Here is a 22,056-nt window from a genome sequence, read left to right on the forward strand (position 1 = left end):
CTCGCGCTAGCGGTCCGCCTCCAGCGACTGTTCCGAATTCCGGGGATCGGGCAAGGCTCCCGACGACTCCCGACGAGCGGCGAAATGAGCCGCCTCCTCCAAACGGCACCACAACGGATCGGCTGAATCTTTCAGACAATCCACAGATCTGCCGGAGTGACCGAATCACGCCGATCCTTTAGAATCGGGAGCGATCTTGAGCGGCCGACAAAAAATCATGGAGTGCCTGGGCGATGAATGTTTTGGTTGTGGGAAACGGCGGACGCGAACACGCGCTCGCCTGGAAATTGTCGCAAAGCCCCCGCTCGGAGCGTGTTTTTGTGGCACCCGGCAACGCGGGCACCGCCGCAGACGCCGAGAATGTCGATCTTCCCGCCGAAGACATCCCACGGCTCATCGAATTTGCTCAGAAGAACCAAATTGGCTTGACCGTCGTTGGACCCGAAGCACCTCTCGCCGCGGGAATGGTTGATGCTTTCCAGGCAGCCGGCCTACGAATTTTCGGGCCCGCAAAAAACGCTGCGGAACTCGAGGCAAGTAAAGTTTTCTGCAAAAACATGCTCCGACAAGCTGACGTACCCACCGCAGACTACCAAGTCTTCCGTGAGGCAAGTGGAGCCCAACGCTTCATTAATGATCGTTACCGAGATGCCGTCGACGTCCCGGTTGTGATCAAAGCCGACGGCCTCGCGGCGGGCAAAGGCGTGATTGTCTGCTCGACTCGGCAGGAGGCACTCGATGCGATCAACCGCATCGGCGGACAACGCGAATTCGGTGCAGCAGGCGATCAAATCGTCGTCGAGGAGCGACTGGACGGTCACGAGGCGAGCGTGATCGCCATTACGGACGGGCGCACGATCCTGCCACTCTCGCCGGCCCAAGACCATAAACCCGCCTACGATGGCGACAAAGGCCCGAACACCGGAGGCATGGGCGCTTACTGCCCAACCGACCTGGTCGACACGGACATGATGTCGATGATTGAGGAGCAGGTTTTGGTTCCGACAATTCACACCATGAAGCGACAACGCCGACCCTTCCAAGGCGTGCTCTACGCTGGAATGATGATCACGAATCAGGGTCCCAAGGTACTCGAGTACAACGTGCGATTTGGCGACCCCGAATGCCAACCGCTGCTTATGAGACTCCAGACCGACCTGCTGGACATTCTCAATGCGGCCGTTGACGGCGAGTTGGATCGCCTTGAACCCCTGAAATGGGATCCGCGACCCGCTGTTTGCGTCGTGATGGCAAGCGATGGCTACCCAGGCCCCTACGAACGAGGACGGCCCATCCGCGGAATCAAAGAGGCCGACGCGTTCCCTGACGTCAAAGTGTTTCACGCCGGCACGGCGACACTCAATGGCGACGTCGTGACTGACGGAGGCCGAGTGCTCGGAGTCACAGCCATGGGCAATTCAATCGCCGCCGCCAAACTACAGGCCTACAAAGCAGTCCAATGCATTCGCTGGGAGGGAGCCTGGTGCCGCAAAGACATTTCCGACAAGGCGCGGCAATACGATAAAGCTTAAGGAGTCGTCAGCGTGAGGAAGGTCGCGTCTCAACCCAGTTCGCGTCTCAACCCAGGTCCTCGCCATAGCCCGGCGGGAAAGGATTCCAGGCTGGATCCGACCGATCGACCGGCTCTGCAGCCGGCGGGTCCGAATCTTCATCTGCCGAAGTCAAATTCTTGCCCCCCAAAGAACGGGAAGTTGAATCCCGACGCCCTTCACGATCCCCTGCCCCGTCGACTCCATGTCCACCCTTAGCACGATCGACACCATCCGGCTCCATGCCGCAGAATTCATCGAGCCAATGCTGTATTTCATCCGGACTTGGTTGGTGTTGCCTCTGATCATCTTGATTTTCGCTGCCTAAATCCTCCGCAGCCGATACAACGCCCCGCCCCTGCAAATGCTCTAACCACGCTTCGCTTTCAACGACTTGAGCACTTCGCCGCACCGCAGCAGTTTGCACTCGACGATCGCTAGAAACGACTAACAACCGATCTGGATGAGGATCCGCGGCAATCAAAATCTCCAACAGATCATCCGCCTCCTCTTGCTCGTGGGCAAACCGAACCGTGATCCCACGGTGATCAAAATGAGAATTCTCGGCGCGGCAAGACTGCTTGGCATCAAAGACGACCGTCGTGGCAGCCACTTCCGATGGCAAAAGTTGCAATACCAAGAAATCGAGCAGTGAAAACCGAGCCGCTTCAAGCTTACGAGGACCGTCTGCCCCGCGCGGAAGCCCGATCGTAAACAACAGGTTGTAACCGTCAATCAAAATTGCCATTACCAAAACTCTCAAACTAGACGCGACCCGCTGTATCGACGGATGACGACTCAAGCCCCAACCTTCACAGTGTGACCGGAATGGTATGATGGATGCAACTTCAAAAAGCGATGCCTGGTCTTTGCGAGATCTGAAAATGAAAGTTTTTGATGCAGTGGTGATAGGCACTGGCGGCATCGGCAGTGCAGCGATTTACCATCTCGCCAAGCACGGCCTACGGGTGGCTGGAATCGACCAATTCACTGTCGCCCACGACCAAGGGAGTTCACACGGCCAAAGCCGCATCATTCGACAAGCCTATTTCGAACACCCGGACTACGTCCCTCTGCTCAGGCGAGCCTATCAATTGTGGCACGAACTCGAAACCGAGACCGAGACCAATCTCTTCGATCAAATTGGATTGGTTGAATTCGGCCCTCCCCATGAAACCCTAATCCAAGGCATCCAAGCTAGTGCTCGGCAACACAACCTTGCGATCGAAACCCTCTCCGCTCGGGAGTCGCAAGAACGGTTCCCGTTATTTCGTGTGCCCGAAGAGATGGTTGCGATTTTCGAACCCACTGCCGGGGTGCTTCACGTCGAGTCTTGCGTAAAAAGTCACATCCGCGCAGCGGTAGCTCATCACGCCGAATTACACCTTAACTGCCGAGTCAATCGAATCGACCTGGAAAGCAATCCAATCGTCCTCGCCACCAATTCGGAAAGGTTCCAGACCGAGCGATTGATTGTCTGTGGAGGCGCGTGGACAAGTAAACTACTGCCAATCCCGGTCAAATTAAAGGTCGCCCGCAAACACATCCACTGGTTTCACACCGACGACAGGCGATGGGAGGCAAGCCAACCGTGCCCGGCTTTTTTCTACCAACGCCCTCAAGGCTATTTCTATGGCTTCCCAGCCTTTGACCAATTCGGAGTCAAAGTCGCAGAACACAGCGGGGCAGACGCCATCGACGACCCCGCTGCAGTGGACCGATCTCCGGACCCAGTGGATGAACAACGCGTGCACGAATTCATCTCAACCCAACTCGTCAACGTGAACTTAGAACGTACTCGACATGAAGTCTGCCTGTACACACTTTCGGAAGACGAACACTTCATCGTCGACTCACACCCCAGCAATCCACGCGTCGCTTTTGCGGCAGGCATGTCGGGACATGGCTTCAAGTTTGCCAGCGTATTGGGCGAGATCCTTGCGAACCTCGTGCTGCACGGCGGCTCACCACACCCCATCGACTTCCTCTCACTGGCACGATTTCGTTGATGCGTGCCGGCAACAATCAATCCGGCTGCCCTGAAACAGAAGCTAATTCACACCGAAAAATTTCAAGGCGAAGCAGCCTGCGTTGCCTTGCCTTGCAAGAAACCTGCCAGGCCCGACAGGTCATCCGTATTGATCAGATCGACTCCCGCATCATGCAAGCGGCCCCACACAGCCGGCGAATCGGGTGTCGCCCAAAATCGAATTCGTTGCTGGCGATCATGACAACGTTTAACGATCGCATCTAGCTTTTCCTGCTCTGCAACTGACATCTGCCCTTCGCCTCGCCATCGAAAGTGGGACGTCCATCGATCACTGATAAGGGGCATCAATAACGGAAGAGGGTCCGTTTCGAGGTCAGCCAACCGACCATCCACAAAGACGTAGCGGGAATCACTATCGTCAATCAACTCGATCGGCCGATTACCGCTAATCACGAGCTGCACAGCCCGATTTGCGACCACTCCATCGTGAAAAGAAGTGAGCATTTCGCGATAGGGTTTTAACTGCTCACGAAGGGCAATAAAAGTTGCTGGCCCCACCGATTTGAAGTCAACTAGCAGAGTGAATTCGGGACCGCGTCGATAGACACGGCCTTCGTTTTTTTCCACGCGGGAACGTAGCGGATCAAGATACAAAGCCTGAAGCGTTTTCGAGGGATCGATTTCACCACGACTATGCGCAACTAAAAGTTTACCATCGACCAGAAACACATCCGCCTCAACGCTACAAAAACCTTGTTCTAAAGCATCCAACAACGGCCGCGGATGGTAATAATCATTGTGAGCGTGCGTCGCCTTAAGCGGAACAATCTCGGCGTTCCCCCAACACGCCCCCACCAACAGCAACAGCCAACTTAGCCAAGCGCATGAAGAAACGCGTTGAAACATTCCAAACTCCCAATCTAAATCCGTCTAGCAATTAATAACACCTATAAAAAAAGGCCCGCGCTTCAAACAGCGCGAGCCATAAAGACTGCCGTGCATTGCGTCTTTAACTCCGAGGAAGGCGGTTGACTATTTTCGTCGACGCAGCAATCCTAGCCCTGCAAGGCTTCCCAACAAAAGGGTCAGACTAGCAGGTTCAGGTACTTGTTGGACAAATGTCTGATCGATAAACGACATCGTCGCAGCACCCGTGTCACCCGTGGCATGAAGAATGATATCTTTTTGCACAGGAAGCATTTTGTAACCGTCAAAGGAAATGGAGTCGGTCAACTTGTCGTCGCCGCCACCAAAATCGTAGACCACCAACTTATTGTCTGGAATCGTCGGAACGAACGTCTCCGTCACCGATGCCAAACCAGTTCCGTTGAAGACCGCCGGATTGGCGGTCAAATTGACACCCACAATCTCGTAGGCTGAGTCATCCGGGACACTCACGTTGAAAGTGATCAGCGCATCGGATGCGTTTCCACCGGCGTTGTCGACAAACGAGCCCTGGAAGCGAATTCCATAATTTCCATCGTTGTCGGTGATGTCGATCACGTTGACAACTTCGGCGGGCGGCATGTCACCGTTTTTCGAATAGGAAAAATCGGTGAAAATCTTGTCTCCAGACGCAAACACGCCCCCGGCAAGTAAATCGGACAATGGCACTGTCGCCGCGAGGGTGGCTGACTGAATTCCCGCGACTAACGCCACCGCAAGGCAAACTCGCAATAAACGTTTCGTCATAATTTTAACTCCCAAAAATCAATGCACGTGCAAAACTTCAAGGCTGTACTGCCACAATCTGCCCGCAGCTCCCAAGCGCAATGAGCACGAAGGAATAAGCAGATTGGAAAACACAAGAAGAGCTACCGAGAATCAAGCAGCAAGAAAAAAAGATGACGCGGCCACGCACAACCCGCGAAATTGCAGGAGATCGGGCACGAGAAAAGACAGGGAAGAGTCGTCAGCGACAACCGAGAACGGAGGACTCTGAAGCGACCACACAGTTACTTTTCTATCTTCGCAAACCACCGTCGAAAGGCTGATCTACCAATCTTGCGAGAGGCACCGATCACGGAAATTGCCGGGGTTTCGTTTCTTGCGATTCAAGGTAATTACTGTGCAGTAGACCCTCCAAAAGGTGCAGACAGCTTTTCAGTAGATGAAAATCCGTCGGTGTATGCGATCATTTAAAACGGGGTTGGATAAAAAAGCAAGCAGAAAATTGAAGATTAAAAGGAATGCAAGGCTTTTATTGACGCAAGAGCCCAAAACGTCAATGAAGCTAAACCGCCGATGATGTTTTCGGTCGGAGAGTGACGGCCTTAAGTTGAAATGATTCATCTCGCCCTCAAATGCAGCCGGCAGCCACCGTTGGGGCCTCTCCGGCGGTTAGCTCGCGAGCCTCCTTTGAGTACAGGGGCCCAACGAAAACCAGCCTCCGCCCGAAACGGCTCGCAGGATCCGGGTGGCAAAAAACAGCCAAGACCGAGAACCATCCCCAAGCCCCCCATTCCCCCGCGAGTAACCTACCAACAAAAGCCGTGCAGCGGCCGCCCAACGCCCCGCCTTTTCAATTCGCAAGGCTTTCGTTACACTTCAACGCTTCGTTTCGGGCGTAAGTTGTGTCTCGGGAACGAGTTGACAACGTATTTTCGGCCGCCAGCGTAGCTTCAATCGGCAGAGCACCGCATTCGTAATGCGGGGGTTGCGGGTTCGACTCCCGCCGCTGGCTCTCCGCGTGACAGTTTTGTCGTTCGACACAATATTTTGAGGGCAGGACCTGAACACAATGTCTCAAGTGATGGATTTCGACGTACGCGATGTTGTTCTTTCTGACGGTTCGTTTGGTCCGCAGGAAATCAAACAGATCATTGATTCGGTCAGTCAGGACGCAACCCGTTTGACGGTATTACGCGATGCGGTTGCCGAACTTGAAACACGCGAGAGCCACACGCCGGCCTCCACGGTGCGGCTAGGAGTTTGCCAATATCTGCTTGGCCAATATGAGCTTTCTTACAAGACGCTCTCGAACGCCGACGGTGGTGCGCTTGCACACTTCTATCAGGGCAAAGCGAAGCTTTACCTTTGCAACTACGATGCGGCCACGACAAGTTTCGAGTCGGCCAAGCGAGCTGGTTACGACCCGGGCATTTGTGAGTTAGGAGTCACCGAGTCGCTGCGTGGCTCAAGGAAAAGCGAAGAAGCTTTACAGCGGCTCGACAATCTTTCCGGTGCGGTCGAACAAACGGCCGGCTATTTGTACCAGCGAGGAGCGACGATTGCGGCTCTTGGCGGCAACCCCGAAGAGGTTTGTGCGTTGTACGAACGGGCGGTTGAATCTGATGGCGGCCACGCGGGCGCACTGTTTGGGCTCGCGTTGGAAAACGACCGGCGTGGGAATGACGATGTGGCCGTTGGCCTTTACCAACGGGCTACAGCTCGTTTCCCCAGCCACGTCGGTGCCTTGCTCAACCTCGGCATTCTTTACGAAGACCGTGAGCAATACGATCGGGCTCAAAAGTGCTATCAACGCATCCTCGATTCGTTCCCGGCACACGACCGAGCCAATCTATTTTTGCAGGATGCTCAAGCGTCCGGCGACATGTATTACGACGAGGAAGCACAAAAGAAACGCGACCGGATGTCTCAGGTTCTGGGTGTCCCCGTCACCGACTTCGAACTCTCGGTCAGAAGCCGTAATTGCCTGCAGAAAATGGGAATCGGAACGCTTGGCGATTTGACGCGTTGCACCGAGCAGGAATTGTTAGCCAGCAAGAACTTTGGCGAAACGTCCCTCATTGAAATCCGAGAAATGCTGCGGTCCAAGGGGTTGGATCTCGGACAGTTCGCACATGAAAAAGCTGAGCCTGAACCGACAATCGACTACCAAAACATGTCGCCCGACGAGCAAGCTCTGCTGGAACGCCCCATCTCTGAGCTCAACCTGTCGGTTCGAGCGAGAAAGTGCATGGTGCGACTCGGCATTAGCACCGTTGGCGAACTATTACGCCGCACGGGCGATGATCTCCTTGAGTGCAAGAACTTCGGCGTAACCAGCCTGACCGAAGTTCGAGAAAAACTGACTCAGCATGCGCTGAAACTTCGGGGTGACTGAAAACCTACCCACAAGCGGGTTTGGCTTCCATTTACTCGGAACCGATCCTGATTGCGCCGCGCGACGGTCAACCCTGTTGACCCCCCACGGATCGGTTGACCTACCGGCGTTCATGCCGGTGGGCACTCTGGGAACGGTCAAAGGGGTCGAGCTCTCTCAACTGCGCTCCACCGCTGCTCAAATGGTGCTTTGCAACACCTATCACCTCGCACTGCGACCCGGTGCCGAGCTTGTGCACTCCCTGGGAGGCCTACATCGCTTCATGGGCTGGACGGGCCCGATCCTAACTGACAGCGGTGGCTTCCAAGTGTTCAGCTTGGCTGAACGAACAAAAGTGGACGAGCAATCGGCAAAATTTCGCTCGCATATTGACGGCAGCCTGATGGAGCTCAGCCCCGAACGGGCGATGGAAATCCAACACCTTTTAGGGAGCGACATCGCGATGGTATTGGACCACGTCATCGCGCTGCCCAACTCGGATGAAATGATCCGCGAAGCGGCTGAGCGAAGCATCCGCTGGGCGGGACGCTGCCGCGATACCCGTTTTCCGAAACAGGCACAATTTGGGATTATTCAAGGTGGCCTGCACGAAGGTCTCAGAATTTCCAACTGCGAACAACTGATCAAGCTCGATTTCGACGGCTACGCCGTGGGAGGACTCAGCGTTGGCGAACCTCCCGCCGAGATGTACCGTGTGCTGGACTTCACTTGCCCTGCGATGCCGGCAAATCGCCCCAGATATTTAATGGGGGTGGGCCGCCCCCAAGATCTGCTTGAAGCCGTCCGCCGTGGAATCGACCTTTTCGATTGCGTGATGCCGACCCGAAACGGGCGAAATGCCTTGGCTTTTACAGATGAAGGGACTCTCCGCATGCGAAACGAACAACATCGCAGCGACGACCGCCCCATCGCTTCGAATTGCGGCTGCGCTGCCTGCCAACGCAGTCGAGGTTATATTCGCCACTTGTTCATGGCGAAAGAAATGCTCGGGCCGATTCTGGTCTCGATTCACAACCTCACCTACTATCAGCGGATATTAAGTGAGGCAAGGTCGGCGATTGAGAAGGGCCAATTCTTGCCGTTCTTCGACAAAAAGCTGGCGCAGTGGGCGGCTTAGCAGCTGAGAGACAAGGGCTCCACAGCCTCTTCATGACCGGGCAGCGCGGTTTGTTTACAAAATCGCGCTGCCCAAAGCTCCACATCACACCGCATTCACGCGCATCACGCATACCCGAGCGACGAAAACTGCGCCGTTTGCCAAGGCTGAGCTTTCTACCGAAGAGATGTTTGTCATGGAGGTCAATTGACTATTGCCGCTTACCCCGTAAGGGTTTACCATAGATTCGCCTATAGAAATGTAGGGGCGGCCCGACTAAGCGTCAGTCGGGCTGTTTCTGTTTGCGGGAGAGAGCTACAACATAGAAAGTCGGCTCATTCGACTTTCAAATGCTGCTGTTTTCAACTGCTTTTGAATCCTGAACCCAATCTCATCCGGCTTACAACCGCTGAGTCCCAAATGCTGAAAGGGCTCGGCCGCAAAAACATGTTTGACCTGAACACCTTCTGCATCTTACTCGCCGAAGCTCCCGCCGATGGAGCAGCAAATCCGACAGATACAACCGATTTGCTTTGGGCGTTCGCTCCCTGGATTTTAATCGGTGTCTTGTTCTGGTTTATTATGATCCGACCCCAAAAACAAAAAGCGGACGAGATGAAGCTGATGCTTCAGAATCTCAAAAAAAATGATCGCGTGGTCATGACCAGCGGTATTTATGGAACCATCGTGAATGCTCCAAAGGATTCTGACGAGGTAACAGTCAAAGTCGATGAGAGCAACAATACCCGGTTACGAGTTCAACGAAATTCAATCAGTCGCGTCATCACGACGGACACTACTAACGCGGAAACGGAAAGCTGACGTTAGGGGTAGGACTCGATTAGAAGCTTCGTCCATTTGAACACTTAGGAATCCAAGAGATGGAATCGGTATCATCGCCATACGTCGTGCCTTTCGCCTTAATCATCATCGCGATCTTAGCCGCATTTTTGGGCACCTATGTCCGAAAGTCATTGCGAATGCCGGAAACCGGTTGGAAGGTTTCTTTGATCGTCGCAGTCATCGGCATCGCTGCTCTGATCTTGTATACCAGCTGGCCACCCAAGCAGGGCATTGACCTCAAAGGTGGAATCATCCTGGTCTACGAGGTGGATCAAGAGAAAACCAGGCAAAATGCGACGAACCAGCGAAGCGACGAAGACGAAGACGCAGACGCAGACGACCAGCAAAACGTGGCGAACGATTCCGTCGACATGAATGCTTTGATTCAGGCATTAAGCCGTCGAATTAATCCGGGCGGAGTTCAAGAAATTGTCGTACGACGCTACGGTGACAATCAAGTTGAGATCATCATTCCCGATGTGACACAAGAAGAAGCCAAGCAGGTTCAAAAGCTGATCACGACCGGTGGATTCCTCAAATTCATGATCGTGGCCGACCAAGACCAAGACTCATATCTCTGCCGAATGGCCGACGCCCCTAGCCAAGCTGGACAATACCAAGTCCTCAATGATAACGGCGTCGTGATTGGTCAATGGGCCAGGCTCAGCATCGACCCGACGCAACCCGTTGCCGAGGGCGAAGAGCCCATCTATCGAATCGATCCACCCAATGGCAAAACCCGCATCGTTCGCGGACGCAAAGAAGTTTTGATGGTCGTGGAGCGGACTCCCGCACTCGAGGGGAAACATTTAGCTGGCGTTCGATCCGGCTACAACGACATGAATCCCTGCGTCTATTTCGATATGACCGGCGCCGGTTCGAGACTGATGGGAAACCTGACCGCAAAATACTCTCCTGACGAAAATACCAATAGCTTTTCACTCCTGGGAATCGTCATGGATGGTGAGCTTATCTCGGCTCCCAGAATTAATGAAAAAATCAGCGGACGCGGCATCATCGAGGGCTCGTTCACCAAGGAAGAGGTCGATTTACTCGTGAACGTGTTGCGAGCCGGTCGACTTCCGGCCGTCCTCCGCAGCGAGCCTCTGAGCCAGAATGAAATTAGTCCGTTACTCGGCGAGGATACCATTGAACAAGGCAAGCGAGCCATTGGTGTGTCCTTGGTCTCCGTCCTCGTCTTCATGATTTTCTACTATCACTTTGCTGGGCTTGTCTCCTGCCTCGCGCTGCTGTTGAACTTGGCGTTGGTGTTGGCTCTGATGATCTTCGTCGGTGCTGCCTTTTCGCTACCTGGCATGGCAGGTTTGGTCCTGACCGTTGGCATGTCGGTCGACGCGAATGTTCTTATCTTCGAACGAATTCGCGAGGAATTACGCAGCGGTGCTGCATTAAGGATGGCAATTCGAAACGGTTTTGGGCGAGCCACCCGAACGATTGTCGATGCCAATGTCACGACATTAATCACTGCCCTCGTTCTCTACATCATTGGCAGCGAACAACTACGAGCTTTTGCGGTCACGTTGATCTTCGGTATTCTGATGTGTTTGTTTACCGCGATCTTCTGCTCGCGAGTCGTATTTGACATCGCCGAACGAACTCGCTGGATCAAAAAGCTTACGATGCTTCAGATCCTGACGACGCCCAACTGGAATTTGATGGGCAAACGGCACTTGGCTGCTGCTTGTTCCATCGTCGTCATCCTGACAGGACTTGCGGGTGTGGTGGCCCGTGGCCCACAAATCTTCGACATCGATTTTCTCGGTGGGACTTCAGTCCAAGTTCAATTAGAGACTCCCCAAGAAATCGGCAAGATGCGAAACCTTATCAATGGCCTTCGGGATAAGGGAATCGTGGAAACCGTCACCGTTACTGAAGTGAAATCGGAAAAGCTTCCCACTGGAAGTATCTATCGTATCGATACATCACTTCCAACAGCTGCCGACACGCCGGCACCCACCGAAAGCGACTCAAAAGACCAAACTGAGACAACGATTGTGACAGTCCAAAATGCTCTGATCGCGCAACTGCGGGATGATCAGGGCGTCTCTATCTTAAAAATGCACAACTTCAGCTACACGCCGCCCGTGAAACCTGCTCCAGAATCGAATCAGGCTCCCGACATTGATACGCTGGGCAATCCAATCACCCAAGACGACGACAAGGACTCGGAAAACTCCGACGAATCGTCAACTGCGGCTGGAGACACTGCCAAGGAAGAAAAATCCGATCCAAATGGCGGCAAATCGGAAGCAACCGATTCAAGTGATCCTAGTCCAGAGATTAGCGAAAAAGAATGGAACCAACTCGGTTCTCAATCGACCTTGAACTTTGATGAAAAGATCAATGCCGAAACGATTGAGATGATCATTCGAGAGACAGCAAAAGAACTTTCTGTTCGTGAACCCGGCATCGTGCTGACGAATCCCGAATGGGATGGCCAAAGCAGCCAGGGTTACATCGAGTGGACGCTAAAAATGTCATGCGGAATCGAGGATGCCGGTCGGATCCTTTCAGCCCTAAAAACCCGCATGAACTCCACGCCAGTCTGGCTGGCTGCCAATCAAATCGGAACCGCCATTGCTGGCGATAAGACTCGGATGGCGATTGCCGCGGTAATCGCCAGTTTGTTGGGAATCATCCTCTACATCTGGATCCGATTCCAACGCGTCGTCTACGGCCTGGCCGCCGTAGTTGCCCTGATCCACGACGTTCTTGTAACCTTGGGCGCCATCGCACTGTCGCTTTGGCTCTCCAAGGTATTCGGATTTTTGCTCATCGACGAGTTCAAAATCAGCTTACCAGTCGTGGCTGCTTTCCTAACAATCATTGGTTATTCACTTAATGATACGATCGTTGTCTTCGACCGAATTCGTGAATCGCGTGGAAAAAGTCAGTTTCTGACCGCCGACATGATCAACCTGAGTATCAATCAGACCTTAAGTCGTACCGTGTTGACCTCGCTGACAACGCTGATCGCCGTGCTAATCCTGTATGTGATTGGCGGGCAGGGCATTCACGCGTTCGCCTACGCCTTGCTGGTGGGCGTAATCGTCGGTACCTACAGCTCGATTTTCGTCGCCTCCCCCATGCTGCTGTGGATGAGTGGTGCTGGAAAGAAGCCTACGGGAAAGAAACAAAAGGTCGCGGCATAGGTCGCAAAATCGGTAAAAATCAGCACGAATGCGGGTCCTGCGAAACAACAGGGATCCGCGTTCTCTTCCTATTCATCAACGTCTCGCTGATCCGTCAATCTGCTCCGGATCACTCGTCGACCCAGCCATTCCGATGAAATTGGCTCCTGCTCGCTCGGCCGTCAAGTCGATGCTGAATTTGGCGAATTATGGACCGCCCCGAGTTTTGAGATCATGGAGGATAGTGACGCATCTCGATTGAAAGGCCTCTGAATGCCCAATCTGCTTCGCTCTCCCGTCGTACTGATCAGTATCGTTATCTTGGCTGTCTGGTCAGTGGACTCCCGAAACAACCGAACATCCCCATCCATCGAACAACAACGTGATCAGCTGGTCTTGCGCGTGGAACAAACGTCCTCAGCACAGGACTCAACGAAACGACGTGCGACTCTCCGAGCAAATCACACCAAGGTGCCGCCGAGAAAAACCGAACGGTCACAACCTCGCGCCCGCTCCACGACCCAAGCTCGGATCGTTGGGTTGAGTCCGGCAACAACCGAAACAGCCATGACGTTTGGCAACCCGTCGACGAACACGACTTCCTTCACCGCCTGGCCCGATACCAAGCCAACTCAAGTCGCGAGCCAATCTGTTTCACAAGTAACCCGCACAAGACGAGATGATTCGGCATTGAAATACCGGAATCATCGCATCACCGACGGAGATAACCTGCAACGACTTGCCAACCGTTATCTTGGCGACGAATCGCGATACCCCGAAATCTACGCAATCAACGAAGATACCTTGTCTGACCCCGAACTATTGCCGATCGGCATGGAACTCAAGATCCCACCACGGTGAACCAAACGGAGTTTAAAGATCCGCCCGATCGCCCCAATCGGAATGGGCTCAGGGTACACTTCGATCGCGCCATGGATATTGATCGGCACGATCCACCAAGCGAACCTTAACAAACTCCGAAATCAAATCGGCCACCCGAAGAGATCGACTCGCCAACAGCTTGCTTCCCTGGAGACTCGTGTTGAGGTCAAATAGATACAAATCCTTGACCCGCGCAGCCTCTTCTGGATCCGCAGGCAAGGAACGATGCGAACGTTTTAATGAATTGTAGATTCGCTTTCCTGCGGCGGCCGTTCGGCCTGCCTGACGACCGTAGATGATCATCGCCGAAAGATTGCCTCGTACATCTTCATTCTCAAAAGCTCGGTTAATGGGCACCCCCCGATGGGCCTGAGGAGGAGAAACTAACACAAAAGCTTTGACGTCCTGCCCCTGTTTCAAGGTAGGTAAGGGAGGCACACTCCAGTCGTAATTGACCCAATTGATACCTACAACGGCGCCCATGTCAAAACCGATCACGCAGAGAAGTTCGATGTTCAGCTCGCCTTCGTTATTTTTTTTGATGAGAAATTTTTTCACCGCCTCGACGTCTAGCTGCATCTCGCGGAAATCCTGCGGCCTCAGCTGATCACGTTCAATCACTTTGTCCTGCCCGTTCGGTAGGCGGCGAATCGTGCTGGAACCGTGGCCCCGCAAATCAGGCACCATGACGGCATGTCCATCCTTTTGCAGACGAAGCGCCAGTTCTTGACAATCCCGGCTGCTCCCCTCGCCGCGCGGACCTTCCCAGCCATGCACGAGAATGACGGGAACGGTCTTTTTTCCTTGATTTCCAGGGTAATAAACACAGTGCAACGACACGAAATCCTTAGTTGTCAACGTTACATTTTCGGGCGGCGCGATCTTCGGTTTCTTCGACTTTTGCTTTTGAGCCATCACCGGGAGCGTCACAAGAAAGACCAACAAGAGGCCGGCGATCCACAATCGCCTAAACTGTTTGAAGAGAGAGATAGGCATCTTTTCCAAGCCTCCGATTACAGGTCGAGAAGACTGTCCCGACTGGGTTTTCGCTCGACAATGCCGAATTTTCGCTGAGTGGTGGTCTGACCAGCCTTTATCGTATCATCCCTCTCCTTCCGAGGGCAAACGTCGAATCCCCCGCGAGAGTAGGAGTAAAAGGAATTAACATGTGAGTACAAAGAGCCTTTTCCTGCGTTAGTGAGGATGAAAGAGAAAAGTTGTTTGATTGCGCCGAAACTTCGCGCTTGCCCGTTCCGACGGACTAACTCAAAATAGGCATTGGGCCGTAGCGGAAGATGGCTGACGTCCCAGAGTACCAAGCGAGCACGAATTCGCTGCACACTCTTCGCGAAGGATCGGCGATGAAGAGGACTAGTTTCGCTATCCAGTAGGGCTAGGATCGAGAATTGGGAATTTTTAATCGTAATCGAGCCGATGAAGAGCAACCTCGTTTGGATGGACGAGGCAGGCAGGTGGATTCCTCAGCCTGGGTCGTCAGTTTCCTGGTGCACCTGTCCTTCCTGATCTTGATCAGCCTGATCTCGACTCAAGCAGTCAAGCACTTACCGGATCTGGTTCTAACCGCTCCACCCGCGAGTGATCCTCAAATTGACGAGCTCACTCAAACGGAGTTCCATTTCGATCCCGAACCGCTCGATGTGATTGGCAGCAGTGCGATGGGGGGGCCCGTTGACGACGTGTCCGGCGAGCTAAAGACTCCTGACGTCCCGTTACTTGCCGGCCTTGAGATGGATCAACAAGAAATCGGCACTGTCGAATTGCGGCAAGTAATTCACGCGGCGACGGGCCCTGAATTCAATCTCAACCACTCGATCAAAGGCGCAGCCGGCGTTGGCATGACAGGGGCTGATGGTGCGATCGACCGAATCACCCATGAAATTCTGATGTCACTGGAAGAGCGCAAGACGTTAGTTGTTTGGTTTTTTGACCAATCGGGTAGTCTGTCGAGCCAGCGAGAAGAAGTCCATCGACGTTTCAACCGTGTGTATGAAGAACTGGGAACCATTGAAGCCAGCGGCAATGAAGCCTTCGCTCGTCATGATGCGAAGCCTCTTTTAACATCCGTGGTGGCCTTCGGCGAACAGATTGATTTTCCGTTCAAGAAGCCGACGGATGATCTTGATGAAATCCGAAACGCGGTCTCGGACATCAAACAAGACAACTCGGGCATGGAACGCGTTTTCACCGCCATCCAAACGGCCGTTGGCCGCTTTAAAAAGTACCGAGAGCGAGACCCCGAGACACGAGATCCGCGTCGCAACGTAATGTTCGTTGTCTTTTCGGACGAAGCCGGAGACGATCAAACCGAGTTGGATAAGACCGTGAATCAGTGTCGTCGCTTGGCGATCCCGGTCTACGTCGTTGGCGTACCAGCACCATTTGGGAGGAGGGAAACCCTGATGAAGTGGGTTGATCCGGACCCGAAATTTGATCAATCGCCACAATGGGGCCGAGTTGATCAGGGGCCTGAGTCATTGCTACCCGAGCGAGTCAAAATTCACTTTGCCAGTCAGCGCGAAGATCAAGTGCCAATCGATTCCGGCTTTGGACCGTTTGCTCTCACTCGCTTGTGCTACGAAACGGGTGGCATCTACTTTACCGTCCACCCAAATCGAAACGCGACCAAAAACGTAAGCCGCGGCCAGACATCGGCCTACTCCGCCCACATCAAACGATTTTTTGACGATCAGACGATGCGTCGTTATCGCCCCGAATACGTCTCTGCCAAGGAATACAGACGTCGTGTACGACAAAATGGCGCCCGAGCGGCGTTGCTCGAGGCCGCTGAACGTTCCTGGCTGACACCGATGGAAGAACCTCGTGTCAGATTTCTGGTCCGTAGCGAAGCGGCTTTTGCTGGCGAACTTACCGAAGCACAAAAAGGCGCGGCGAAATTAGAGCCAACGGTCCAGGCAATCTACGAAACGCTGAAGCGAGGCGAATCGGCGCGTGAAGACGAAACCGTGCCACGTTGGCAAGCGGGCTACGATCTGGCGATGGGACGAGTGCTGGCCACCAAGGTGCGCACCGAAACTTACAACGCAATGTTGGCCAAGGCGAAGCGCGGACTCAAGTTTACTGATGCAAAAAACAACACCTGGCGATTGGTTCCCGCTGAAGAGATCACCGTTGGTAGCCAACTCAAAAAGCAAGCCGATAAGGCACACGAATACTTAACACGAGTCACCCAAGAACACGCGGGGACTCCCTGGTCAGCACTCGCTCAACGCGAACTGGACTTGCCGATGAGCTGGTCTTGGCAGGATAGCCACACACCTGTCAATCCACCTAGAAATGCGGTCGCCGGAAACAACAACAATCAACCTCGACCGGCAACCGATGAAAAACGTCGGATGCTCAAACGGCCTGCACCCCGCCGACCGCTTCCCAAACTCTAAGAGACGCTTCGGGCCATGATTCGCTTGGGTCTCGTCAAGCGAATTGTTCAATAGCCTGTTTTTCAGCGAATTACGATCGAATCAGTGATACATCTGCCGCATAATCCTCGGCGACGTCAAATGGATAGAAGTTTCGTGCCACTCGTTTAGCAACCAGAGTCACGAACTGTTTACTGAACTCGGCTTCAGATATGTCGGTGGTGTGATAGCCGGAATTACTTGGGAATTGAATCTGCGGCGGTGTTGCGGTGAAGACCTTCTTACCACCTTGATTCATGTCGTAGACCACCACCTTTAAATTCGCTCGACCCTTGTAGAGCGTCTTGCCATCGTGAAGACTAAAACTGTCCAAATCAACGGCGACCACCATATCCGCGGTCACACCGCGCCCAACTTCGGTGTAATCGAGATGATCCCAATCATTGCGGTCAATCCAATTGGCGATCTCTTGGGGTGACACCAACTTAATCTCTTCCACATTCTTTCGAATCAGAACTCCCACTCGTTTGGCCAGGTTCATCGAGGCCTCGGTGGGTCCAAACATTTCCGAATTCGAGACACAGACCACAGCCACCCGCTTGCCTTCGAGACCCGTGTAGGCAGCTGGAGCAAGGTTGCCGTTGGCAGCATTCATCAAGTTTGCCAACAGACCAACGCATCCCGCAGAAGATACCAGCAGTACGGCCGATACCAAGGAAACTGCAATTGTGTAAAAACGGTTTTGCCAAATATTTGACATGGAATCCTCCGATTGAACCGCCTGCAAAATCAAGGTGAGACCGTTTGACCCCATCAAACCTGCTTCAGCGGCTTACTAGTTACGGCGAAAAATAGCGGCGAGCCTCCGAAGAGGCAAGAGATCTTTTCGCTGGATGGCTTAAACGAGCCCGCAACATGTCCTGAAAGCCAGCTAGCACAAGCATCACGCAAAGCGATCGTAAGATCCACGAGGACGGATCGCCTCGAACTTGTTTGCAGCCGAGAGGTGCCCCAACCGTCGTGCAAGCTTGCCTTTCCCCTCGGCCCTCGCCTACTGAGGATGACGCTTAAATCGACGATCGCCCCATTTCTGATCAACCATTTAGCCGCATCGCCCGCCTAAGCGAACACAAGTCGAATGAAGGTGCCCCCGCTTCCGAGCCTCCATGGATGGCGGTATGATTTTGGGAGTTCGCTTCCTTCTTTCTGTCGCCCCAGTCCTGCCGGCGGGAATTGGAGTGAGCCCACACACCGACCAAATCACACCTTTACAGGCCAATGCTATTTCGGAGACACATCGTACTATGGGTTACCTATCGCAAGACAAACTGGTGATTCTCGGCGCCGCCGGGGCAATCGGCTCCAACATGATGCAGTCGGCACTCACGATGGGTTTGACACCAAACGTATGTGGATTTGATCCGTTTGCGGCGGGCATGGAAGGTGCAGCCGAAGAGATGTACCACTGTGCATTTCCGGGTGCGAATGTGACCTGGACAAGTGACATCAAGGAAGCCCTGACGGGAGCCGATTACATCGTCTCATCGGGCGGTGCTCCCCGAAAAGACGGGATGACTCGGGAAGACTTGCTCAAAGGTAACGCCGAAATCGCAGCTCAATTGGGCAAAGACATCAAACAGTACTGCCCCAACGTAAAGCTCGTCGTCGTGATCTTCAACCCTGCAGACATCACCGGTTTGACCACTCTGGTCCATTCTGGCCTGAGCCCCTCTCGTGTCGCCACCTTAGCCGCTCTCGACAGCACGCGACTGCAAACCGCGTTGAGCCAACATTTCAAAATTCCGCAAAATAACGTAACAGGTTGTCGAACCTACGGGGGCCATGGCGAGCAGATGGCAGTCTTTGCCAGCACAGCGAAAATCGATGGCAAACCACTTGTCGATTTAATTGGCACGGATGCTTTAACCCATGATGCTTGGTCTGAAATCAAACAGCGAGTCTGCCAAGGTGGAAAACGGATCATCCAATTACGAGGTCGCAGTTCGTTCCAAAGTCCTTCGCACCAATCGCTTTTGATGATTCGTTGTGCGATGTCGGACGAGACCTATCCCTGGCCTGTCGGTGTTTACGTCAATCTTGATAATTTGTCACAAATCATGATGGCCATGGAAACCAATGTCGACTCGCAAGGCGTCACCTTCCAAATGCCAGTTGGCACGGACGACGAAATCGCGGAACTCAAGGCATCCTATGGTCACCTGGCTAAGTTGCGAGACGAAGTCATTGAGATGGGAATCTTACCGCCACTCAGCGATTGGAATCAAGCAAACCCCAACCTCTGATCGCGTCGTCTAAACCGCGTCGTCATCAAATCCGTCGTCAAATCGGTCGGGCAACCGATCGGGCCGACGGTGGCGCCAATTGACAAATGCCCGATCGGAGCGGGCATAGTACCAACCGCTGGCACCGATCACGACCATGGAAAAGAGAAAGCCGATTACGAGGGCAACTTCAGGCCAGGCGGTGCGTTGGTAAGTCGGACGAACCGGTTGGACCGTACGAGCGATAAACAGTGGACTGACTTGTCGTCGTTTCTGACCGGCCTTTGTCGCCGCTCGGCCGGCGGCAAAACGACTCTTGTACGACCACAACTTCAGATAGCTAGCGCAAACGGTAATCTCCTGTCGGATCTCACTTCCTTCGGGCATTCCTTCCGGAAGCTGCCGAACGCAGCAGGTCACGGGATAAGTCTGGTAGTAACGTGCCTCACCGTCGCTCGGATCGACGAGCTTCAGGGTGCGTGGCAGGGTTAGAAATAAATCGACCTCATAATAGTGATCGAGACCAAATCTCTCGCGGATATCAGGATCATCGACTTGCACTCGAAAAGCTCGGCGAGCGACTCCTTGTAGCAGGTAAAATTCTCCGGCCTCCTGCCGCGGATGCTGCAGGAGTTGGCCAATATCAAAACCAACCTGTGCAACTTGCCGCATCGCACTGGGATCGAGTCGCCCAACGGCCCACAGCATCTCGTAAAAACAATCCCGATCGGTATGGCCAATCGGCTTGGCCTGCGACAAATCAGCAAACAGGCTGACATCCATCCCGGCTTGTCCCAACAAAGCCTGTCCAGCAGAAACTCCAAGTTGAGCATCGGGCTCAAATGGATGCCAAGCGACATGATCGGTAACGAACACAAGTTGTTCAGAGCCCGTTTCGCCGAGGCCATTTTTCACGAACATCGCCTCACAGCTCATCGGTATTTCGACACTCCTCGCTGCGGGAAGTCGCCAGGCAGCGGGCACATTGCGGCAACAGACGAGCACGCTACGCTCCTCAGAAGATAAGCGGACCTCCAGTTGATAAAAACGGTCAAAGTCGAATCGGCGCGACGACTCACTCGGTAATTCAATCTCCTCTATCCCACAGACCCAGCCGCGTAGTCGAAAGAATTCACCTCGAGCAACAGCCGGATCATTCGCAATCGTTGCCCCTGTTTCAACCGGACGGCTCCAGCGAGAAAGATCAAGTCGGTCAAAGCGAGGCAGCAAAGATAGTAAACGAATCAACGGTTCATGTTCGTCCGAACTCAATTCGGTTCCGTCAACAAACTGTCGCAGCGTGCTCTTGTCCATCCCGAATAGCTGCAAGATCTCCGCGGGCCCTTGGGCAGATGACTGCGAAAAAAGCTCTGACGTCGTGAAGAAGACGGAAGAGGCGAGGAGCGACAACCAAACGATAACTAAGAAACGGCGACACAAAAACGAATTCATCGTTTGTCCTCGGCCTCATTTTCACTCAAAAAATCAAAGCTGACAGGAGCTTGGTCGACCGTTACCTTCTGGCGGTGTCGCTTTACCGTGAGAGGAGACAAACGCATCAGGATACGGGCGATCAGAATGGCGGCAAGCACCACCATGGCGACGGTCCAACCAAGGTCAGACCATTCCACATTTTCCGAAGAAATGTTGCTTGAAGCGGCAGGCAACCAATGAGCCCTTTTGGCCAATACGACCGGTGCCACCATCAACCCACCTTTCGCCGGATAGGACCAACGTTTGTAGACATATCCCGTCAGCCATACATCTTCTTCAAGTTCGATTCCTTCCGGAAACCCTGGGGGCATCTCTAAGGCGTAAACAACAATCGGGTCATTCGCCTCTCGATTTTCAAACATCCAGAGCTGCCAATGAGATTCAATCCCCAAATCATTTTCAACAGCCGGCACTCGGAATGCTCGTCGGACGATACCCTGCAGCCGAACCAGCTGCCCACGATACGAGTCGGTTTGCCGATAGATTTGCAGCCGACTGAGCTGCCGATCTCGTCCGATCGCATCCACCACTTCCAATGGAGTCTCTTGCAGTCGCTGGTAGAGATAGAACCAAGCTGGCGCCTCCTTTTGCCGGAAATAGGTGTCATCCTGAATGGTCGCGAGCCGCTGGGGGTCAACCGAAAGATCGGCCCGGTCCGCTTCAAATTGAGACTCATCTGGAACAGGGCTCTCCAATGGCGACAGAAAACGATCAGGGATCGGGTCAGAAGCGAGCGGGCGACCGGTTCCTGACAGCTCGGAGGACTCTCCAGCCCCAGAACTTCCCATTCCCCACAGCCAGCCCCAAGTGCGGGGTTGAGCCGCCTGTTGCATCATGACCAAGACCATCGCCAACATGAAAAACAAGGTCACAAGTCGATTTTGAGCCGACTTGGCGGCCGAATCAGCAGCCAATTTCACCTGGCGCCGTTGACCTCGATCTTGAAACATGAGGAATCCTCGTCACGACCTCGTGCCAAGGGCGTGTCAATGCGTTCTACTGGAGAGTGGAAGGTTGTGAAAACTTAACCTTTGACGTCGTGAGAGCCCATCGTGCTGATCAAATGACTTGTAGGAATTTAGAACTGCTAGATCCCAAATTCAATGTTGCTTGGGATTTGCTTAAATTGTCAAAACCAAATAAGTTGGAGTTAGGCAGCAGGGCTTCCTGCCAGCCAGCGCCGGAACCCGGCTGGCACCCCTGCCACGCTAAATTTCGTCGTGCTGAGTTCCTAAAGACTGAATTCTGCATCGGTTAATAAGGTGAAACATCAAGTAACTTCACCCATCGTAACATGTCTAGG

At 53.6% G+C, this 22,056-nt stretch carries 16 protein-coding genes and 1 tRNA gene; 10 read left to right on the plus strand and 7 right to left on the minus strand.

Translation table 11 applies throughout. The annotated features are described in order from the left end of the window. Nucleotides 1–233 precede the first annotated feature (233 nt). On the plus strand, nucleotides 234–1,532 hold the full coding sequence (gene purD, locus P8N76_14700) for a phosphoribosylamine--glycine ligase (GenBank protein ID MDG2382916.1): 1,299 nt from the start codon (nucleotides 234–236) through the stop codon (nucleotides 1,530–1,532). A 46-nt stretch (nucleotides 1,533–1,578) separates the two neighbouring features. Here purD and P8N76_14705 read toward each other — a convergent pair whose 3' ends face one another. Next, on the minus strand, nucleotides 1,579–2,298 hold the full coding sequence (locus P8N76_14705) for an NYN domain-containing protein (protein ID MDG2382917.1): 720 nt from the start codon (nucleotides 2,296–2,298) through the stop codon (nucleotides 1,579–1,581). A 136-nt stretch (nucleotides 2,299–2,434) separates the two neighbouring features. On the opposite strand from P8N76_14705, the gene solA reads away from it, so the two are divergent. Continuing rightward, nucleotides 2,435–3,559 carry an N-methyl-L-tryptophan oxidase gene (gene solA, locus P8N76_14710; protein MDG2382918.1) on the plus strand — a complete coding sequence of 375 codons (1,125 nt, stop codon included), beginning with the start codon at nucleotides 2,435–2,437 and terminating at the stop codon, nucleotides 3,557–3,559. 62 nt (nucleotides 3,560–3,621) lie between these two features. Here solA and P8N76_14715 read toward each other — a convergent pair whose 3' ends face one another. Together P8N76_14715 and P8N76_14720 are read right to left on the minus strand one after the other, a co-directional pair. Then, nucleotides 3,622–4,446, minus strand: coding sequence for a phosphatidylinositol-specific phospholipase C/glycerophosphodiester phosphodiesterase family protein (locus tag P8N76_14715; protein ID MDG2382919.1), 825 nt, complete (start codon nucleotides 4,444–4,446; stop codon nucleotides 3,622–3,624). 126 nt (nucleotides 4,447–4,572) lie between these two features. After that, nucleotides 4,573–5,232, minus strand: coding sequence for a VPLPA-CTERM sorting domain-containing protein (locus P8N76_14720; protein ID MDG2382920.1), 660 nt, complete (start codon nucleotides 5,230–5,232; stop codon nucleotides 4,573–4,575). Nucleotides 5,233–6,149: 917 nt separating this feature from the next. Here P8N76_14720 and P8N76_14725 point away from each other — a divergent pair. The 6 genes from P8N76_14725 (at nucleotide 6,150) to P8N76_14750 (ending at nucleotide 13,558) form a co-directional block, all read left to right on the plus strand. Further along, nucleotides 6,150–6,223, plus strand: a tRNA-Thr gene (locus P8N76_14725). Nucleotides 6,224–6,280: 57 nt separating this feature from the next. After that, nucleotides 6,281–7,606: a DNA-directed RNA polymerase subunit alpha C-terminal domain-containing protein gene (locus P8N76_14730; GenBank protein ID MDG2382921.1), complete on the plus strand. Its 1,326-nt coding sequence runs from the start codon at nucleotides 6,281–6,283 to the stop codon at nucleotides 7,604–7,606. Then, the gene (gene tgt, locus P8N76_14735) at nucleotides 7,599–8,723 is read left to right on the plus strand and encodes a tRNA guanosine(34) transglycosylase Tgt (protein MDG2382922.1); all 1,125 of its coding nucleotides are present in this window, start codon (nucleotides 7,599–7,601) and stop codon (nucleotides 8,721–8,723) included. Before P8N76_14730 ends, tgt begins: the two co-directional genes overlap by 8 nt. Nucleotides 8,724–9,122: 399 nt before the next feature. Next, nucleotides 9,123–9,524, plus strand: a complete 402-nt coding sequence (gene yajC, locus P8N76_14740) for a preprotein translocase subunit YajC (protein ID MDG2382923.1) — start codon at nucleotides 9,123–9,125, stop codon at nucleotides 9,522–9,524. 59 nt (nucleotides 9,525–9,583) lie between these two features. After that, on the plus strand, nucleotides 9,584–12,718 hold the full coding sequence (gene secD / locus P8N76_14745; protein ID MDG2382924.1) for a protein translocase subunit SecD: 3,135 nt from the start codon (nucleotides 9,584–9,586) through the stop codon (nucleotides 12,716–12,718). Nucleotides 12,719–12,970: 252 nt separating this feature from the next. Beyond that, the gene (locus P8N76_14750; protein MDG2382925.1) at nucleotides 12,971–13,558 is read left to right on the plus strand and encodes a LysM peptidoglycan-binding domain-containing protein; all 588 of its coding nucleotides are present in this window, start codon (nucleotides 12,971–12,973) and stop codon (nucleotides 13,556–13,558) included. Between the two features lie 48 nt (nucleotides 13,559–13,606). Here P8N76_14750 and P8N76_14755 read toward each other — a convergent pair whose 3' ends face one another. Next, the gene (locus tag P8N76_14755; GenBank protein MDG2382926.1) at nucleotides 13,607–14,575 is read right to left on the minus strand and encodes an alpha/beta fold hydrolase; all 969 of its coding nucleotides are present in this window, start codon (nucleotides 14,573–14,575) and stop codon (nucleotides 13,607–13,609) included. Nucleotides 14,576–14,985: 410 nt separating this feature from the next. On the opposite strand from P8N76_14755, the gene P8N76_14760 reads away from it, so the two are divergent. Beyond that, nucleotides 14,986–16,998, plus strand: coding sequence for a VWA domain-containing protein (locus P8N76_14760; GenBank protein MDG2382927.1), 2,013 nt, complete (start codon nucleotides 14,986–14,988; stop codon nucleotides 16,996–16,998). A gap of 70 nt (nucleotides 16,999–17,068) precedes the next feature. Here P8N76_14760 and P8N76_14765 read toward each other — a convergent pair whose 3' ends face one another. After that, the gene (locus tag P8N76_14765; GenBank protein ID MDG2382928.1) at nucleotides 17,069–17,737 is read right to left on the minus strand and encodes a hypothetical protein; all 669 of its coding nucleotides are present in this window, start codon (nucleotides 17,735–17,737) and stop codon (nucleotides 17,069–17,071) included. A 544-nt stretch (nucleotides 17,738–18,281) separates the two neighbouring features. Between P8N76_14765 and P8N76_14770 the strand changes: the two genes are divergently transcribed. Next, complete coding sequence (locus tag P8N76_14770; GenBank protein MDG2382929.1) at nucleotides 18,282–19,280, plus strand: hypothetical protein; 999 nt, start codon at nucleotides 18,282–18,284, stop codon at nucleotides 19,278–19,280. A gap of 9 nt (nucleotides 19,281–19,289) precedes the next feature. Here P8N76_14770 and P8N76_14775 read toward each other — a convergent pair whose 3' ends face one another. Both P8N76_14775 and P8N76_14780 read right to left on the minus strand, forming a co-directional pair. Then, nucleotides 19,290–20,711 (minus strand): hypothetical protein, encoded by a 1,422-nt coding sequence (locus P8N76_14775; GenBank protein ID MDG2382930.1) that lies wholly within the window; start codon nucleotides 20,709–20,711, stop codon nucleotides 19,290–19,292. After that, nucleotides 20,708–21,703 (minus strand): hypothetical protein, encoded by a 996-nt coding sequence (locus tag P8N76_14780; protein MDG2382931.1) that lies wholly within the window; start codon nucleotides 21,701–21,703, stop codon nucleotides 20,708–20,710. The genes P8N76_14775 and P8N76_14780 overlap by 4 nt, the downstream gene beginning before the upstream one ends. Nucleotides 21,704–22,056 lie beyond the last annotated feature (353 nt).

The sequence above is a fragment of the Pirellulaceae bacterium genome (assembly GCA_029243025.1).
Classification (GTDB): Bacteria; Planctomycetota; Planctomycetia; order Pirellulales; family Pirellulaceae.

Coding starts and splice junctions, on each gene's coding strand:
- P8N76_14780 (MDG2382931.1), bottom strand. CDS start 21,703: ATGTTTCAAGATCGAGGTCAACGGCGCCAGGTGAAATTGGCTGCTGAT.
- P8N76_14705 (MDG2382917.1), bottom strand. CDS start 2,298: ATGGCAATTTTGATTGACGGTTACAACCTGTTGTTTACGATCGGGCTT.
- P8N76_14750 (MDG2382925.1), top strand. CDS start 12,971: ATGCCCAATCTGCTTCGCTCTCCCGTCGTACTGATCAGTATCGTTATC.
- P8N76_14755 (MDG2382926.1), bottom strand. CDS start 14,575: ATGCCTATCTCTCTCTTCAAACAGTTTAGGCGATTGTGGATCGCCGGC.
- P8N76_14720 (MDG2382920.1), bottom strand. CDS start 5,232: ATGACGAAACGTTTATTGCGAGTTTGCCTTGCGGTGGCGTTAGTCGCG.
- purD (MDG2382916.1), top strand. CDS start 234: ATGAATGTTTTGGTTGTGGGAAACGGCGGACGCGAACACGCGCTCGCC.
- solA (MDG2382918.1), top strand. CDS start 2,435: ATGAAAGTTTTTGATGCAGTGGTGATAGGCACTGGCGGCATCGGCAGT.
- yajC (MDG2382923.1), top strand. CDS start 9,123: ATGCTGAAAGGGCTCGGCCGCAAAAACATGTTTGACCTGAACACCTTC.
- P8N76_14775 (MDG2382930.1), bottom strand. CDS start 20,711: ATGAATTCGTTTTTGTGTCGCCGTTTCTTAGTTATCGTTTGGTTGTCG.
- secD (MDG2382924.1), top strand. CDS start 9,584: ATGGAATCGGTATCATCGCCATACGTCGTGCCTTTCGCCTTAATCATC.
- P8N76_14730 (MDG2382921.1), top strand. CDS start 6,281: ATGTCTCAAGTGATGGATTTCGACGTACGCGATGTTGTTCTTTCTGAC.
- P8N76_14715 (MDG2382919.1), bottom strand. CDS start 4,446: ATGTTTCAACGCGTTTCTTCATGCGCTTGGCTAAGTTGGCTGTTGCTG.
- P8N76_14770 (MDG2382929.1), top strand. CDS start 18,282: ATGGGTTACCTATCGCAAGACAAACTGGTGATTCTCGGCGCCGCCGGG.
- P8N76_14765 (MDG2382928.1), bottom strand. CDS start 17,737: ATGTCAAATATTTGGCAAAACCGTTTTTACACAATTGCAGTTTCCTTG.